This is a genomic window from Micromonospora sp. IBHARD003 (genome assembly GCF_056106285.1).
Genome location: NZ_JBWBBX010000001.1, coordinates 885,106 through 900,625 on the forward strand (window position 1 = coordinate 885,106; position 15,520 = coordinate 900,625).

Here is a 15,520-nt window from a genome sequence, read left to right on the forward strand (position 1 = left end):
ATCGAATTCATGAGCACGAACACCACCGACGTCATCACTCTCACCGGCGGCATTGACGTTGGCAACGGCTACGTCAAGGGCGTTATCCAGAACACGAAGCAGAAGACTTTCGACGAGATCGATTTGCCCAGCGCGGTCGTTTCGACTTCCCGCACCTCGCCGAAGGTGCCACTCCCCGATGCGGATGCAGCATCCGTGCTGGTCGGTGACTTCTACAATCAGATCGACTGCTCGCTCACCACTCCCCTGGTGGCGGCGTCCGACCGCCGGATCTTCGGCCGGGCGGCGCTGAGCGTGCGCGGTTCGAAGTTCACCGAGTTCGAGGTGCTGGGCAAGCACTCCAAGGCCGATCAGGAACTGAGCAAGGTCTTGGTCCTGGGCGTCTTCGCCGCGAAGGCCCTGCGTGACTACGTCCGCGAGAACGGCGCGCTGCCCGATCACGAGCTGCGCGTGCAGGTGCGCGCCGGCCTGGCGCTGCCGATCTCCGAGTTCGTCGCGCGCCGCCACGCCTACGCCGCCGAGTTCATCGGCCTGCTGGGCAGCTCCGACCCCGCGGTGCACCTGGTGACGATCAAGAACTTCAGCACCCCGGTCTCGGTGCGTCTGCAGTTCGTCGACGTCCAGGTGATGGCCGAGGGTGCCTCCGCGCAGTTCGCCATCACCGACAAGGGCGAGCCGCTGGCCCAGGCTCTTCTCGATGATCTGCGCACTCGCGACGCCTCCCTCGTGGAGGGCGTCGCCGCCTCTGATCTCGTGTCGGTCCAGCACACCATCGGCGTCGACGTCGGTGAGGGCACCGTGAATTTCCCGGTCTTCACCGACGGCCGGTTCAACCCTGAAGCAGCGGCCACACTCGACGAGGGCTACGGCACCGCGCTGATGAATGCCATGGAGCGCATGAGCGAGTCGGACGCCACGCTGCAGTTCTCTTCACGCAAGCAGCTGGCGGACTTCCTCCACGCGGAGCCGTCCGTGCTGGTGAAGAACCGTCACCAGCGGGCCGCCGGCTTCGTCGAGGACGAGGCCAGCTATCTGGTCGACGAGATCGTCTCCTCCTTCGGCGACGTCCTCTCCCAGGCCGGCGCGACGACTGAAGTTGTTTACGTCTACGGCGGCGGCTCGGGTCCGATCAAGCACCTGCTGCACCCGGCGCTGCTGAAGGCCGCGGGCGACGTGCCGGTGCTCTACCTCGACTCGAGCTACTCGCGGCACCTGAACCGCGAGGGCCTGTACATCGCAGCGCGCCACGTCGAGCAGCAGACCCTCGCCGCGAAGCCCGCGGGCAAGCGCAGTAGGGATGCGGCCTGATGCGTGAGGTGCTGGATGCCGTCGCAAGGGCAGAGGTCGTGCTCACCTCGCGAACCTCCACGGTTCTCCTGCTCCAGGAGGGCGGTGAGGGTCATGCCTAAGCCCATCACTCCGGAGTATCTGGACGCAATCTGGGCGCGGTTGGACGAGAAGGACCGGACGGTCGCCGAGGTCACCGAGTACGCGGAGGAGCTGGTCCACGAGGTCGACCGGCTGCGTGCCGAACTGGACCGGGTGCGGGGCAAGGAGTCTGCCGCGTCCGACGGGGTCCGTCGCTCTGCGATCCGTATGGAGAAAACAGCGTCGGGCTGTCGGGTGCGATGGCGGGAGGACGGGCGCAGGCGGTCGCGCAGTCTGGAGGGCCGGCGCGAGGCCGAGCAATTCATGCGCTACCTCGCCGAGGGTGGGCAGTGATGGCCACTCCCACGAATCCGATCGAGCGCTTGGACGTGCCCCTCGCCGAGGACGCGGCGCAGTTGCTGCGCCGCCATGAGGCAAGGGTCACCCGCAAGCAGGGTCGGGCCGCTTGGCACAGGTCAGACGAAGCGCTTCGGGGCATGTCTGCGATTTTCAGGGTCGGCCCGACGAGCACCCTCGGGCCGAGCGTATGAGCGGCTACCGCGGGATCGTGAAACTGCTGACGCCGAACACCGGCGCGAAGCGGATGAGCGAAGTCTTCGACAACTTCGTCGAGATGGCGGCGCTGGCTCTGCGCAACGCCGTGGACGTCCGCGGGAGCGAGGCCTGGGAAGCGCGCGAAGGGCAGTATCTACAGATCGTCGGCCGCTACAGCAGAACAGAGCTGGACCGCTTCGCGCACGCCCTGGCGCTAGTGACCACGGAGTTGGAGCGCGAGCCCTGCGACGTACTCGGCCGCCTTTACATGGAGTTGGAGCTCGGCAACGAGCGGCTCGGCCAGTACTACACGCCCTACGACATCGCCCAGCTGATGGCCGAGATGCAGATCGACTCGGTGGTCGAGCAGGTGCAGAGGGACGGCTTCGCCAATGTGTATGAACCCAGCTGCGGCGCGGGCGCGTTCATGGTTGCTCTGTCGCAGGCGATGCTCAAGCACGGCCTGAACCCACAGACGCAGCTGCATGTGACGGCAGAGGACATAGCGCCGCAGGCCGTGCACATGATCTACGTCCATCTGACGCTGCTGCACATCCCCGCGGTGGTGCGCCGTCGCAACGTCCTCACGCTGGAGACCTTCGAGTCGTGGCCCACTCTCGCTCATATCTTGGGCGGTTGGGACCGGAAGCTCAGGCTGGGTCAGGCCGTCAGTGGATCACGGCAGCTGGCCATCGCGCCTCCCCAGGAGACCACCGGAATACCCGCTGATGCTCTGGAGGTGCAGCGATGACGATCACGCAAGAACGAAACGACGACGCCGCCCGAAGGGCTGTCACCACTCTCACCGAGCCCGCCGGCTCAGAGGTGGCGAACAGCTGCACGGACCGGTGGCTCGACGAGAGCAACGCCCGATCCGAACTGCCGCGTATGGGATGGTGCACAGGGCTGGCCGACGTCCTGGCCGCCGCGTACGCGGGAGACCTGCACGCGGATACGTCCGGGATCGTCCGCCGCCCTGAGGGTCAGGGACGCCGGGTACGGGCCGCCCTGGTCGAGCTGCTGGCGTCCGGCGGCTATATCGCGGTCCCCCCCGCCGGTCGGCGCGGCCCTGTCACGGTCACCCCCGACGGCGTCACCGCACACCGTTGGTGCACCGCCGCCCCCGACCTGCTGCACGAGGACCATCAGGCCGCCTACTGGGCGAGGGTGCGTGTTCACCACACCGGCCGGACCAGTAAGCAGACGGCGCGGGACCAGGCCAGGCGCCTTACTCCGCTGCCGAACGGGGAGGAGGAGAAGCGCCGCCGCGCCGCGCAGATGCGGCAGGTCGAGCAGTGGGCCAAGGAGATGGAGGCCACGCGGGAGCGGCTTGCGGCGGAGCAGGCGGAGCGGGATGCGCAGGCCGAGCAGGAGCAGGCGGCCGCTTGGGTGCGGAGCGAGCAGGAGGTCGAGGAGCGGCAGGCGACGGAGGATGACCGCCGCGATGACGGTCTCGTCATGTCACAGCACGGCCCGCATGAGATCGTCATGGGCGCGGGCAAGCGTCGCGTCACGGTGACGCGGGTCAGCCCGAGCATCTGGGAAGCGGTGGTCCGCGGAGCGGTCTACGTGGTTCGAAGGAGGGTGGCGAAGACTGGCCCTGGCTGGCCATCGCGCCGGACACCACGCGCATCGGCGTCTGTTCGGTGATCAATGACTCGCCGTACGCGGCCAGCGTCCGGGACATCGTCCGCGCCCACGCGGACGCCACGGAGCACGGCAAGACGTTTCCCGAGTGGACGCCGCCCGGTGCCGCCGTCGTTACGCCCGAGGAGACCGGCCAGGACCGGCCGGCCGCGGGCGACAACTGCGCCAGGCAGGACGCGCAGGAACCGGAGCCGTTCGGCGCTGACCTGGCAGACGCCGACCGCACGGTAACTGCCGCCGAGCCTGGCGCATGCGATGGTTACGGCTGCACCGCGACCGGGCCGCGCTGGAGGGTCGCCTATCTGTCGACGTCGCTTCTGTGCGCGGTCCATGCTGCAAAGTGGGGGCGCGTCGCCGTCGCCGACCTTCCGGCGCTCGTCGACCTGCCCAAGGTCGGGGAGGCGTACAGTACCCCCGTCCCCGCGCGGGCGGTCGCTCTCGACCTGATCGGCTCCAAGTGGGTGGCCGAGTGCGACCGGCATGGCCCCGTCTCCCTAGGACTGAACAAGTTCGGTGACGCGGTCGCCAACGTCGCCGCTGCCTACGTCTACGACAACCAGCAGGATGCGGCCGACGCTGCCCGCGCCCACCTGGACGCGCACGCTCGGGAGGACGCCGACGTGATGGCGCCGGAGGACATTGACGCTGCCCAAGCGCTGAACTTCTCCCGTGACCAGTGGCGGACGCTGGGGTGGATATGTGACGGCAAGGTGCGCGAGACCGCCCACGGGTTCAGCGCCTACGACATCAGCCCCGACCGCGCCGACGTCTCCAAGAGGATCAGGAAGACCCTGGTTGCGCGCCTGTGGGCGGCCGGGTTCGTGAAGGTGTTCGCCATCGCCCCGGGGGTCCGCACGTTCGGTCTTAGCGACGAGGGAGCACGCGCGTTTCTTCTGTGGTCGAACGCGATGCGCATCAACGCCGTCACGGAGCCGGAGAAGGACACCCGGCACGCCGCCGTGAAGGGCTCCCCCTATCAGTGGCTGTCCGCCGGGGAGACCTGGCCCGGGGAGCAGGAGAAGGCGCAGGCCTCAGCGGAAGCTGAGCAGGCCGCCGACGAGCAGGCCGCCGCGCTGCGGGCCGCGGAGGAGAAGGCGGCGGCCGAGCGAGCCGCCACCCCCACGGTTGACGAGCTGGCCGTGTTGGAAGCGCTGAACGCTGACGGCTTGGACTCGGGGGCGGCCGCGGTGCTGTCGGCCGCGTACATCGGCCATGTGGTCACCCGTCACCGTCCCGGGGCCACCTCGGCACGTCTCGATGAGGGCGCGGGCAAGGGCCACCGGCGCGTGACGCGTACCTACAACGTCAACGGCGTTGAGAAGCCGATCACGCCAGAAGCTGACGACGCCCTGTCGACGATCCCCGCGAACCTCACCGACGCCACGGCCGAGACGTGGCACGCGCTGTGTACGTCGGTGGATGAGCGGTACGGGGTGTGCCAGCTCGACCTGGCCGCCGCCGTCAAGGCAGGCACGGCGACGCTCGCCCTGCTCGACCAGGCCGAACAAGGGCCGGCGGAACCGCCGGAGTTGTGGGCTTCGCGCGAGTTCGTACAGACCGCCAAGCCGGGCACGGAGGCCGAGGTAATTGAGTGGGCCGAGGCGGGGCTGCTGTGGCAGAGCGGTGACGGCTTCCGCCACGCTGGCCGCAAGGTCAACGCCTCCCGGGTGCTGCCGCTGATCGAGGCTGGGACCCTGTTCCGCAGCGCTGACGGCCGGGTGTACCCCACCACCCGGGCCCGGTGCCCCCAGCCGCAGAACGACAAGGCTGCCGCCCCGGTCTCCGCCGCCGAGCACTCCGGCTCGGGGGACGCCAGCAGCGACGCAACACCGAAGACCGAGGAGTCACGCCTGGTCCGGGTGCCGGACACCTTCACCGCCTCGGGTCGTACACCGCTCACGTACACGACCTGAACGGCTGGACGTACGCCGACTTCGTCGCCGCGCACGCATCCGAGGAGGATGCCGCTGACCTGGTGAGGCTGGCCGGGCCAGGGCGACGCCCCCCCGTTACCGTCTTCGTGGCTCCGCAATGGGGCTACCGGCCTTCGGGTCCGGCATGACTTCCCCCCTTGTTGCAGTTGATGATCCAGGGGGTGGTGTCACCGGGCCCGGAGGCATCGACGGACCGCTGATGAGGGGCTTGACCTCCACGACCCGGGCGTTGTCCACGGTCGGGACTTTCGCCGCGACTGGCGGACGCTTCCCTGAGCCCGCTGCCCGACCCTTGATCCGTGGGTCCGGCCTAGGCTGTTTCTTGTGGATCACCCGTGAGAGCGGAACGATGTCAGCCATGACCTCTGTAGATCCGCCCCCCGGCCCCTCGAATGACCCTGCGAACGGCCTTGTCACCTGCCCCTGTTGCTTCCAGCGGACCCTGGAGGAGCGGGCCAACTTCGAGATCTGTCCAGAGTGCGGCTGGGAGGACGACGGACAAGACGACGCGGACGCACACATTGTCCGAGGTGGGCCCAACGGCTCGCTGAGCTTGGCGCAGGCTCGGCTGGACTACCTTGAAGAAGTGGCCGAGACGGGCGATGAGTCTGTGACGCGCGGCGGTGAGGGTCTGTGGCTGTCGGAAGCACGACGCCCGGTCCCAGACCTGGCTGAGTAGAGAGGCGTCTGGTAAGGCTCGCCCTCGTTGTCCAGGTGTGCCGTTGACTGATGCGCTGTGGGCGCGGATCGAGCTGTTGCTCCCGGACCGGACGCCGAAGCGGGGTGACCGCTGGCGGGACCACCGTGAGGTGATCGACGCGATCGCCTACAAGTTCCAGACCGGGATCCAATGGGTGCGCCTGCCGGAGAAGTGCGGTAACTGTCGGGGCGTCTACAACCGGTTGCGGATGTGGGCCGTCGATGGCACCTGGGAGCGGGGGCCTTGACCCAGAATCTTGGACACGGGCTATGCGGCTTGGGCCAGGGTAGTTGATGTTGTGTCGAGTGCTGTCTCGTAGGCGATGGGACTCCGTTGTCCGAGGTGGGAATGACGGCGTCGGGTGTTGTAGCGGTTGAGCCAGCGGAACGCGTCGAGACGGGCTTCGCGTTCGCTGGACCAGTGCTTTCGGCCCTGAAGAGCCTCGCGTTTGAACGTCGCGTTGAAGGACTCGGCGAGCGCGTTGTCCGCCGAGCTGCCGATCGCGCTCATGGACTGGCGGACGCCGGCTTGGCGGCAGGCGTCGGCGAAGGCCCGGCTGGTGTACTGGGCGCCGTGATCGGTGTGCATGACCGCCCCGGAGAGGCTGCCGCGGGTGCGTTCGGCGGCGGCCAGGGCGTCGATGACGAGGCCGGTGCGCATGTGGTCCGCGATCGCCCAGCCGGCCAGGCGGCGTGAGGCGAGGTCGATGACGGTGGCCAGGTAGAGGAACTTCCCGCCTTCCAGCGGGAGATAGGTGATGTCGCCGACGTACTTCGTGTTCGGCTCGCTTGCTGTGAAGTCGCGGCCGATGAGATCCGGGGCCTTCGCCGCGGCCGGGTCCGCGACCGTGGTGCGGTGCCTGCGGCGCAAGCGCACGCCCGCCAGACCGGCGGCCCGCATCAGCCGCGCGATCCGCTTGTGGTTGACGCGCTCGCCCGCCTCGCGGAGCTCGGCCGTGATCCTGGGAACGCCATAGGTGCCATCCGACTCGCGGTACACGGCCCGTATCCGGGCGGCGAGGCGGGCGTCGGCTGCCTGCCGGGCGGCCCGATCCGCGGCGGTGCGGCGCCAGTAGTAGAAGCTGGAGCGGGCGATGCCCAGGATGGTGCACAGCCGCTTCACGCCGTAACGGCGCTGATGGTCGGCGACGAACTGGAAGCGGTTCACCAGCGCGTCTCCCCGGCGAAATACTTCGCCGCCTTCCGCAGGATCTCGCGCTCTTCCTCCAGCTCACGGACCTTCTTGCGCAGAGCGGCGTTCTCCGCCTCCAGCGGTGTGGGCGGCTCGGCGGGCGCCTCCGCCCGCCGCCCCCGGGGCCGGCTCGCACCGGCCGCTCGGACCCAGTTCCGCAGGGTCTCGGGGCTGATCCCCAAATCGGCGGCGACCTGCCTGATCGTCGCCTCGGGCCGCGACTCGTACAGCGCGACCGCGTCCGCCTTGAACTGCGGCGGATAGTTCTTCATGACCACGAGATGTCCGTTCTCAGATCCTCAGGATCCAGTGTCTCGTGTGTCCAGGATCAAGGGTCAAGGCCCCGGGTGTTCACTGCCCCGGAGGCCAGGCTGAAGATCCACCTCGCGGCCGACGGCCGGTGTCGGCAACTGGCGTTCGTCCGCACCGTCGGCCAAGCCGGCGACGCACCCGCCTTCACGGACGTCATGGCCCGCCTGTGCGCAGGCCAGCCCACCGCGGGTGGAACAGGATGAGCAGGTCTGGGAACGCCCCGACCGAGGCTCCTCAAAGCCATTTGAGGGGGCCGGAAGCATGTGGTGCAGAGTTGACCAGGCGGGATCCGTGGCCCGGGCTCATGGGCAGGGTCGTTCCGGCCGCCGATGTCACCCGTGGTCTTCCCAGTCCTGTGCGCAGAACCGGGCTTCGCTCACCGTGGTGTCCCCGGCGCGAGTTGCCCTTACGTACATGTTGAGCTCGTTCGGCCCGAGGTCTCCGCCGCAACCGAAGACCAATTCCATTCCGCGGTCCTCTGTGTACTGGGCCAGGGCCGTCTCGACGTCGGAGACCGTCATGCCGATCAGCCGGGCGCCGTCGAGGGTGACCTGGGGACCGGTCCTGCCGTGGACGGTCACAGCACCGAGAGCGGGCACACCCTGCTCGTACCAGTAGTGCGCGGTCACCCCGGCCTTGTCGAACCGCTCTGTCGTCAGGCACCACTGTCCCGGCTCGTGGTGCCACGACCAGGGATAGTGTCCCTCACGGACGGCTGGCACCTCACCACGCAACGCGGCTGCTATCTGTTGCTGGCTCATTCCGAACCTGAGCGGGCCGACCCCCTGCAGCGGTGTCCAGTCCCAGCGTGGCCGGTCCTGGTCGGGGACCACCGGCCATGCCCCGGAGTTTGTTTCACGCTCGCGGACATCGCACCACTGGATGACCGGGTCTGTCCCGTAGGGGTCCTCGGCCAGCTCGGGGCCGACAAGCAGGGCATCGGTGATCATCGCGTCCATCCGCTGTATGGATCCCTCTGCCGACCGCCCCCATTCCTGAGCGGCCCCCATGGAAACCCCCCACGCCGCGACTTCCGGATCACCGCTCCAGTTCACCCGTACCGCAGATCCGTCCCCACGGGCGAGGTCCTCGATGTCCGCGCGGACTTCGGACGGAACCCGGGCGATCAGCTCAACACCCCGCAGCCGCACCTGCGGTCCGTCCAACGCATGGACCGCGACAGCGACCAGATGCGGCCCCTGCCCGTAGATCGCGGTCACCCCCACCTCACCGTATGTCTGCCAGGACAACCTCTCCTCTGTGCCCTGTGAGACGGTCGCGACCGCCCCGCGCCAACCGGACGAGCCAGGAGCAGCGGATCGGTGCGGGCGAAGAGGAACGCAGCGAGCGCGGCGAAGTCCTCCTCGCAGCACTCATCATCCGGCGCTCTGCCGGCTGACTCGTCCTCGTCGTACAGCACGCGCCTCTCCCCTCTCGCAGGCTTCAGACGAATCTGTCGGTAGGGACGGCTGTTGGTGATGGGTGAATAGCCCTCGCGGACGTCGTAGAAGGGTACTGGCCGACTGGCCGTACCCGCACAGCGCCATCACACTGCGGCAGAGCAAGGGTGCGAGAATCCAACCGTGTCCGAAGAGCTCTCGCGTTGGTATCGGGGTCGCCTGGTGGGCGGTCCTTTCAAACGGTTCGACCCAGGTGAGTGTGACGTGCTCGAACGGGAAATCGGGCTGCCCCTGCCGTCCGCGTACCGCTCGTTCCTGGAAGCTGCGGGCGGCGGAAGGCTGGGCTACTCAATCCGTCTCCCGGCTTGTGAGCCGGAACCGCTCCAAGGCTTCGACGCCCTTTATCAGTTAGGCCGTGACGACGCCGGTGAGTACGGCTGGGGCACTCTCCTGGGAGAGTACCGGCGCAGTCGCGACGGGTGGCTCGTTGAGAACGTGCCCCTGACCGGCCTGCTGCCCATCGCCCGCAGCGGCGGCAGCGACACCCTCTTCCTGGACCTGAACCGGGCTACTCATGGCCAGCTCCATGCGTTCATTCATGCCATTCCCCACCCGGGGTATCTGGGCAGCCATGTCTTCACGAAGGTGGCTGACGACTTCGAGGCATACCTCGACAGCCTGTTCATCGACCCCGACATGGCGGAGGACGCGTGGGCGGATGTCGCCGACAGCGACCCCTCGGATCGTTGGCGGAGGACCATCGAGGAGTGGCTGGACAAGGAACTGCCAGACTGGCGTGCTGAAGCCTGGGCCAGAACCTGATCTTCAGGCGCTCGCCTCAGCCGTCTTCGGGTCCCCGGGGGCTTCGCAGGGCCGCAGATATCGACGACGGCTAACGACCCTCTTCGGCTTGATGCGGATCTCGAATTTTCCCCACTGCGGCTCTTCGCCCCACTTGGTTCACGGAGTGAACCAAGTGGGGAACGTGGGGAGCGGAAAGCAGAAGGACTCACCGATGGCTGAGTCGGTGAGTCCTTGAGTGTGGGTGGGTCAGTGGGACGAGACGAAGCCAGCTGACTGGTCGAGGTGGAAGGGTGAGCCGGGGTTCTCGGGGGTCCAGCCATCGGTGAGAGCGGTGCGGATGCTGTCAGCCACTTGGGCGGGTAGGACCGGGCTGCCGGCTGTTCCGAACCAGTTACTCGGGTGCGGCTGGTTGGTGGTGATCACCAGTGTGGTGCCGGGAGTCTGGGCGTGTTCGACCGCGTAGGTGAGGGGTGACATGACCAGGCCCTGGTCGTAGGTCGGCCGTCCGCGGAGTCGCCACCGGTAGGTGGTGCCGTCCACGGTGATGAGCCGCGATCCCCTTTTGACCAGTGCCATGTCCACATCCTTTCCTCTGTGACAGTAGTGAACGGCGGCTCATCGTGTCGTGCCGATTCTCGTCGGACCGTCTCAGCTTCTGCGCATGGGGATCACGTCCCGGTTTGCTGCCGGGACGGTGGGTCGTGCGGCCTCGGGAGTGGCCAGCAGGGCGACGATGGTAACGGGCTTGTCGCAGTGCGGGCAGTTTCGGACGGCCGTCGGCGCTCAACAGGTCGTTCACCTCGCCCTCGGTGAGCCCACGCGCATCGTCCACGGCGCTCGGGATGCCCCTCCGCCGTCCCTGACGGCCCGCACAGCACGACCACCCTCGCCGCCACCCCGCGCGTCATCGACGGTCGCGGCACCCTGAACGCTGACGCCTGGCGCGATGCTGGATGGTCCGTCCGCGCCCTCGGACGCCCCCGAGCCGAGGTCTCGTCGCCCGGCCCGTGACGGCCCGGCAATCGGCGCACGCGGCCGGGGCCACGCCAGAGCCGCCAACTACTTCCTGACGATCACGGAGGCGATGGCACACTGATGGGCTCAACTTGCCCATCGCGCAAGGGAGATTACCTGATGAACGCCACCCCCGCCGCCGACCCCCAGGGAGCCGAAACAGCCAGGGAACGTACCGGCGGCTGTCTGTGTGGCCGCATCCGTTTCACCACCCGAGGTCCCGCCGTCTTCCCTCACACCTGTGTCTGCCTCCACTGTCAAAAGCTCGGCGGTACACCAGTGATGTGGTGGGTGGGCTTCGAGACGGTCACCTGGACCGGTGCGGGCGGCGAGCCGACCTGGTGCGAGACCTTCGAAGGCGAGGCGAAACGCGGCTTCTGCCCGACCTGCGGCAGCCGCATCGCGGCGATCGACAGCGACATCCCGGAGATTGGCATCAACGTCACCGCCCTCGACGACACCAGCGGCGAAGACCTTGTGCCCATCCACGCGTCCTTCAAGGACAACGCGGTGCACTGGCTGCCCCCAGTGCCGGAGACCGAGCACAGCGCGGCCGGTTGAGCGCCCGTCCCCTGTTCGGCAACATCACCTGCCCCCTCGATGGCTCCGGCCGGCACCCCGTTCCCGCCCGCGAGCAGTATGTGAACTTCGACCCCTAGCCGCCGCGGCGGCTGGGGACCGGCGGCTCAGCCTGGTCCGGGCCATCCGTGGATCTTGGCAGCTCCTGGGCACGGCGCTGCAGGAGACCACCAGGAAGCCCTCATGGGGGAGATCGTTTTCCCGCCCTTCACGGGACTCAGGCCGTAGACACACGCAGGGCCGCGGAAGAAGACCCCACCGTTGGACCAAGTGCTCCGAGCGGTGGGGTCTTCGCTGCACTGTCTGCAGCATCAAAATCAAAGCGGGAAGTGAAAAAGAGGAAGCCCTCCCGCAGCGGAGCATGGCGCTCTGCCGGGGAGGGCTTCCGGTGTGGCAAACAGACCATCAGCTGTGGTGTGCGCGAATGGTCATCAGCAACTCGCCGAGCATGTTCGTGCCTGGGACCCGCTCGTGTTTCGGACAGAAGCACGAGCCCCAGAACTGGTCATGCCAGTGATTCGTCTCGACGAGCATCAGGTCACCCGTGGCGACGAGCCGCTGGCTCAAGCTGCGGACAGAGAACTTGGCCATGAGCACACGCTGCATGGCCCAGACGCGCATTCCGGTGTTCCAGCCGGGGCGCAGCGTCACCCGGCCGCCCCGCCCCTTGCTTTCGCCGGGAGTCGGAGCACTGAGCACGTGGTTCTGCTCAGCGGGATCGAGGGTCTTCAGCGCGTTGAATGCGTGTTCACCGGAGGCAGCTTCGCGTCCCAGCGGCGGGACGAAGAAGGGCGTCTCATCGAAGTTCGAGAGGAATCCGAGAGTGTCAGTGAACATGGGCATCTGACTGTATTGGGCCACGGTGGTCACTCCTGACGTCTCATGAGCTCATACTTGCGAGTCGTCTCCCGGATCAGCGGTGCTGATCACAGAGCAGTAGAAGCACAGAAAAGAGATTCCCTGCAGTCCACGTGCTCCTCCGGCATTCCGGGTAGCAAGAGAAGAACCCCGGCCTGATGCCGGAGCACCAGGTCGGGGTTCGTGTAGAGATTTGGCGTCAGTGAGTCCTCTGGGGCAGTCGCAGCCCGTCCATGCCCAGAGCATCCGAGTGGAAGCTGACTTCCATGGCGACCAGCCCGTCGACGACCTGCTGGGCCGTTTCGCCGAGCTCACGCACGGCGTCGCGGTTGTTCTTCCCGAGGATCTGCTCTACGCCATGCGACTGCGTGATCTGCAGGTTCAGACGCACGCGGCCGTCCGCTTCGCAGACCGCGGCGAACACATCCAGCTCCAGCTCGCCGGCGTACCCGCCGATGCAGTTGTTGAGCATCGCACCCCAGCGGGAGAGCGTCTCGGCATCTCGGGCGACGACGAGGCTCAGACCGGGGGCTGCTTCCCGACCATCCAGCAGTGCGGCCGTCTGCAGTGCCCATTGGTGGCGCTGGGCCTGCTCCGCGATCCGCTCGAGGCGGCGGGCCTCCTCGCGTGCGTAGCGCTCACGATCGCGGGCAGCCATCAGCTCGCGCCGATGGTCCTCGATCAGACCCAACGCCTGCACGCGGAACGCCTCGTCCTTCCAGAGGTCCCAGTCAGCGACCTGGGCCGTGCCCTCGGGAAGCAGCCGGATCTCGCGGTTGTAGTGCTCCATCTCGTGAAGGGCGCAGATCTCCTCCTGTATGACGCGCTGGGCCGTGCGGCCTCGGGGGTCGTGCCAGCGCTCGATTGCGGGCAGGTCCCGGACCAGGTGCTCGAGGTCACGGGAGCCGCGGACCCGGCGCTGCCCGCGGGTAGCGATGATCTCCGGGAGGAGGTCGAGGTCACGGGTGACGGCCAAACGGTGAGCCGTGCAGTCGGCTGCATCGGCCAGCGTGCGCCGCGCCTGGTGGACGGGCTCCTTGAGGATCCGTCGCAGCACCGGCTGCGGAGTCCGGCGCAGGATCGAGCGGATCCCTCGCTGCTGCAGAGACGTGAGCGACAACTGGCGCATCAGGCTGCTACCGCTGGTTGTTTTCGTGGTGCGCATTGCGTCGATGAGCCAGTCCACGGGCACCAGCCCGCGAAACATGGCGAACCAGCTCAGGGTGCTGATGTCCAGACGCTCCACCTCGCGGGCCAGCGGCCGACGGTAGGCCCGTACGCCGAAGAGGTTCTTCGCGACCTGCGCATGGTCGTGGGCATCGAGATAGGGCAGGTAGGTGGAGGCCGGACGTTCCTGCCGGTCGTCCCTCAGCAGCGGGAAGCGGCCGTTCCAGTTCGGCAGCTCGCCGATGTGTTCGCGGATCGCGGCGATTGCCTGGTCCACGGCGTTGTCAACTCCCTCGGGCTCCGGTCCTTCGAGCCGACGGGCCTGCGGGTTGCTGCGCATCCACCGCTGCAGTGTCCCGGACAGCCCGTGGATCCAGAACTCGACCACGGTCTCGGAGAAGACATGGCGGGTGGTGGATTTGCCGGTGCGGCGGTCGATCTCGCGCAGGACGACGAGGTCCTTCTTCGTGCGAGCCATCGACGTGAGCTTCTCGGAGGTCCAGTAGTGGAATGCCTTGCCCGAGGCGCGCATGCGATGCACGCGCCTGTAGAGCGAGACGGCGACGGATGTCCGGCCGTCAGGTAGAGCCCGCGCCAGGATCCTCAGGCTGATGCCGGAGATCGCGCCTTCGACTGCGGCGACACCCTGCTCGGCAAGGGCGTCGTCGACATACTTGATGTAGAGCAGGGTGTGCTCGGTGCGCTCGGGCATGGCGATCTCCCCCGGGAAGTTGAGATGGATTCGGCAGTGAGACCCCCGGCGCTGCCTTGCAGCGCAATGCCCGTGTCTCATCCGAATCCCTCTCCCCCCAACTCGCCCCCCTGTCAGGCCATTCGGGATTGCCTGTCGATTCGAGGCCATGACATCCGAAATGCCTTTTAACAAGGACTGCACAGTCCGACTGACTCTCAGAGGGAGAAGCCTGGGCTGAGCGTGTGGAAAGAGGAAGACCCCCGCCGACGGTCCCTGCGGGGGTCTTGGCTGTGCTGTTCATCGGGCGACGCGCTCGATGCGCGTGGCCCCGGAGTCGTCCTGGAGCCCGGTGGTCAGGTCGTAGCAGGAACCGTTCACACGCCACGACTGACGAGGCTTGGCGGTCATGGCGGGAACACCTCCGGGTGGGCGTCCTTCCAGGCAGCCCAGTCCTTGCTCGGGTATTCGGTGTGCATGTGCTTGTCGCGGTCCATGACCTGCACGAGGGTCAGCTGGCCGAGCTTGGCCGTGTCGTACCGGCTGCCTCGACTGCGGGGCGCCAGCGGAACCCAGAACGGTCCAGACGTCCAGGTGACGACACGGTACGACCAGTCGCCCTCGACCCACTTGTGGAAGATCCGGGTGACCGCATCGGTGTCGAGGGGCTGCTCTTCCAGTTTGCGCTTATACCAGCCGTCAGCGCCGAAGAAGTACACCTTGTACTGCTCGATGTAGGACGCGAGCTGGGCGGCCTCCAGGTCGGTGGGGCGTTGCTCGGATTCGCGGTCGAAGGCGGCGATGTACCGCCAGTGAGGGTGGGTGCCGGTGACGGGGATGCGGAGCGCGGTGAGCGGGTCGTCGCGGTCGGCGTCGCGGCCGTAGGGCCAGGCGGTGACGGTCATGGGACGGGTCTTGTCGTCTCGGGTGGTCAGTCGGTGGTGCGAACTGCGGCGAGGATCCTGTCAGCGACCTCATCGGCCATGTTGGTGCCCGTGGCGCCCGGCATCAGTCCGGCGAACATTTCCCGCGCCACCTTCCGGGCCCGCGCCCGCGCCGCGTCCGTGTCGGCGAGGGCGCGGAGGTCGCCCATCGTCAGCCCGGTCTGCACGCCGTCCGCGTAGACGTTGTGCGTGGCCTGCACCATCAGGCGGGCGCCGCCTTCGTCCTTGAAGACTGCCACCACGTGGGACAGCGCCTCCTCCGGGGTGGACGGCTCGGGGTGCGCCTCGATGAACGCGTAGGTCTCACGAGTACGATGAATCACGGCTGGAGTCCTTTCGGCGGTGGGGTACGAGTA

Annotated in this window: 17 protein-coding genes; 10 read left to right on the forward strand and 7 right to left on the reverse strand. The window is 67.6% G+C overall.

Annotation, left to right across the window (positions count from 1 at the left end):
• The first annotated feature begins 9 nt into the window (after positions 1–9).
• From ACTWOL_RS03660 to ACTWOL_RS03690, 7 genes are all read left to right on the forward strand, one after another.
• Positions 10–1,308 (forward strand): hypothetical protein, encoded by a 1,299-nt coding sequence (locus ACTWOL_RS03660; protein ID WP_474294245.1) that lies wholly within the window; start codon positions 10–12, stop codon positions 1,306–1,308.
• A gap of 93 nt (positions 1,309–1,401) precedes the next feature.
• Entirely contained in the window at positions 1,402–1,722 is a 321-nt protein-coding gene (locus tag ACTWOL_RS03665) for a hypothetical protein (RefSeq protein ID WP_474294246.1), read from the forward strand.
• Positions 1,723–1,915: 193 nt separating this feature from the next.
• A complete protein-coding gene (locus ACTWOL_RS03670; RefSeq protein WP_474294248.1) occupies positions 1,916–2,674 on the forward strand; it encodes an N-6 DNA methylase in 759 nt (252 codons plus the stop codon).
• The gene (locus ACTWOL_RS03675; RefSeq protein WP_474294250.1) at positions 2,671–3,573 is read left to right on the forward strand and encodes a hypothetical protein; all 903 of its coding nucleotides are present in this window, start codon (positions 2,671–2,673) and stop codon (positions 3,571–3,573) included. Before ACTWOL_RS03670 ends, ACTWOL_RS03675 begins: the two co-directional genes overlap by 4 nt.
• The gene (locus ACTWOL_RS03680; protein WP_474294252.1) at positions 3,570–5,483 is read left to right on the forward strand and encodes a hypothetical protein; all 1,914 of its coding nucleotides are present in this window, start codon (positions 3,570–3,572) and stop codon (positions 5,481–5,483) included. Before ACTWOL_RS03675 ends, ACTWOL_RS03680 begins: the two co-directional genes overlap by 4 nt.
• Positions 5,484–5,862: 379 nt before the next feature.
• The gene (locus ACTWOL_RS03685; protein WP_474294254.1) at positions 5,863–6,183 is read left to right on the forward strand and encodes a CPCC family cysteine-rich protein; all 321 of its coding nucleotides are present in this window, start codon (positions 5,863–5,865) and stop codon (positions 6,181–6,183) included.
• 43 nt (positions 6,184–6,226) lie between these two features.
• Positions 6,227–6,451, forward strand: a complete 225-nt coding sequence (locus ACTWOL_RS03690; protein WP_474294255.1) for a transposase — start codon at positions 6,227–6,229, stop codon at positions 6,449–6,451.
• Positions 6,452–6,471: 20 nt separating this feature from the next.
• Here ACTWOL_RS03690 and ACTWOL_RS03695 read toward each other — a convergent pair.
• A protein-coding gene (locus tag ACTWOL_RS03695; RefSeq protein WP_474294256.1) for an IS3 family transposase occupies positions 6,472–7,673 on the reverse strand; the annotation gives its coding sequence in 2 pieces (ribosomal slippage) (positions 6,472–7,382 and positions 7,382–7,673; 1,203 coding nt in all).
• A 69-nt stretch (positions 7,674–7,742) separates the two neighbouring features.
• Between ACTWOL_RS03695 and ACTWOL_RS03700 the strand changes: the two genes are divergently transcribed.
• Positions 7,743–7,910, forward strand: a complete 168-nt coding sequence (locus tag ACTWOL_RS03700) for a hypothetical protein (protein ID WP_474294257.1) — start codon at positions 7,743–7,745, stop codon at positions 7,908–7,910.
• Between the two features lie 129 nt (positions 7,911–8,039).
• Here the strand turns inward: ACTWOL_RS03700 and ACTWOL_RS03705 are convergent, their stop codons facing one another.
• Entirely contained in the window at positions 8,040–8,957 is a 918-nt protein-coding gene (locus tag ACTWOL_RS03705; protein ID WP_474294258.1) for a hypothetical protein, read from the reverse strand.
• A gap of 333 nt (positions 8,958–9,290) precedes the next feature.
• Between ACTWOL_RS03705 and ACTWOL_RS03710 the strand changes: the two genes are divergently transcribed.
• Positions 9,291–9,929 (forward strand): SMI1/KNR4 family protein, encoded by a 639-nt coding sequence (locus ACTWOL_RS03710; protein WP_474294259.1) that lies wholly within the window; start codon positions 9,291–9,293, stop codon positions 9,927–9,929.
• Between the two features lie 228 nt (positions 9,930–10,157).
• Here the strand turns inward: ACTWOL_RS03710 and ACTWOL_RS03715 are convergent, their stop codons facing one another.
• Positions 10,158–10,487: a hypothetical protein gene (locus ACTWOL_RS03715; protein WP_474294260.1), complete on the reverse strand. Its 330-nt coding sequence runs from the start codon at positions 10,485–10,487 to the stop codon at positions 10,158–10,160.
• A 558-nt stretch (positions 10,488–11,045) separates the two neighbouring features.
• Between ACTWOL_RS03715 and ACTWOL_RS03720 the strand changes: the two genes are divergently transcribed.
• On the forward strand, positions 11,046–11,486 hold the full coding sequence (locus ACTWOL_RS03720) for a GFA family protein (protein ID WP_474294261.1): 441 nt from the start codon (positions 11,046–11,048) through the stop codon (positions 11,484–11,486).
• A gap of 423 nt (positions 11,487–11,909) precedes the next feature.
• On the opposite strand, the gene ACTWOL_RS03725 is transcribed toward ACTWOL_RS03720, so the two are convergent.
• The 4 genes from ACTWOL_RS03725 to ACTWOL_RS03740 form a co-directional block, all read right to left on the reverse strand.
• On the reverse strand, positions 11,910–12,341 hold the full coding sequence (locus ACTWOL_RS03725) for an NADAR family protein (protein WP_474294262.1): 432 nt from the start codon (positions 12,339–12,341) through the stop codon (positions 11,910–11,912).
• Between the two features lie 220 nt (positions 12,342–12,561).
• Complete coding sequence (locus ACTWOL_RS03730) at positions 12,562–14,241, reverse strand: PcfJ domain-containing protein (protein WP_474294264.1); 1,680 nt, start codon at positions 14,239–14,241, stop codon at positions 12,562–12,564.
• A gap of 386 nt (positions 14,242–14,627) precedes the next feature.
• The gene (locus ACTWOL_RS03735) at positions 14,628–15,125 is read right to left on the reverse strand and encodes a hypothetical protein (RefSeq protein WP_474294266.1); all 498 of its coding nucleotides are present in this window, start codon (positions 15,123–15,125) and stop codon (positions 14,628–14,630) included.
• A gap of 26 nt (positions 15,126–15,151) precedes the next feature.
• Positions 15,152–15,487, reverse strand: a complete 336-nt coding sequence (locus tag ACTWOL_RS03740; protein ID WP_474294267.1) for a hypothetical protein — start codon at positions 15,485–15,487, stop codon at positions 15,152–15,154.
• Positions 15,488–15,520: the final 33 nt, after the last annotated feature.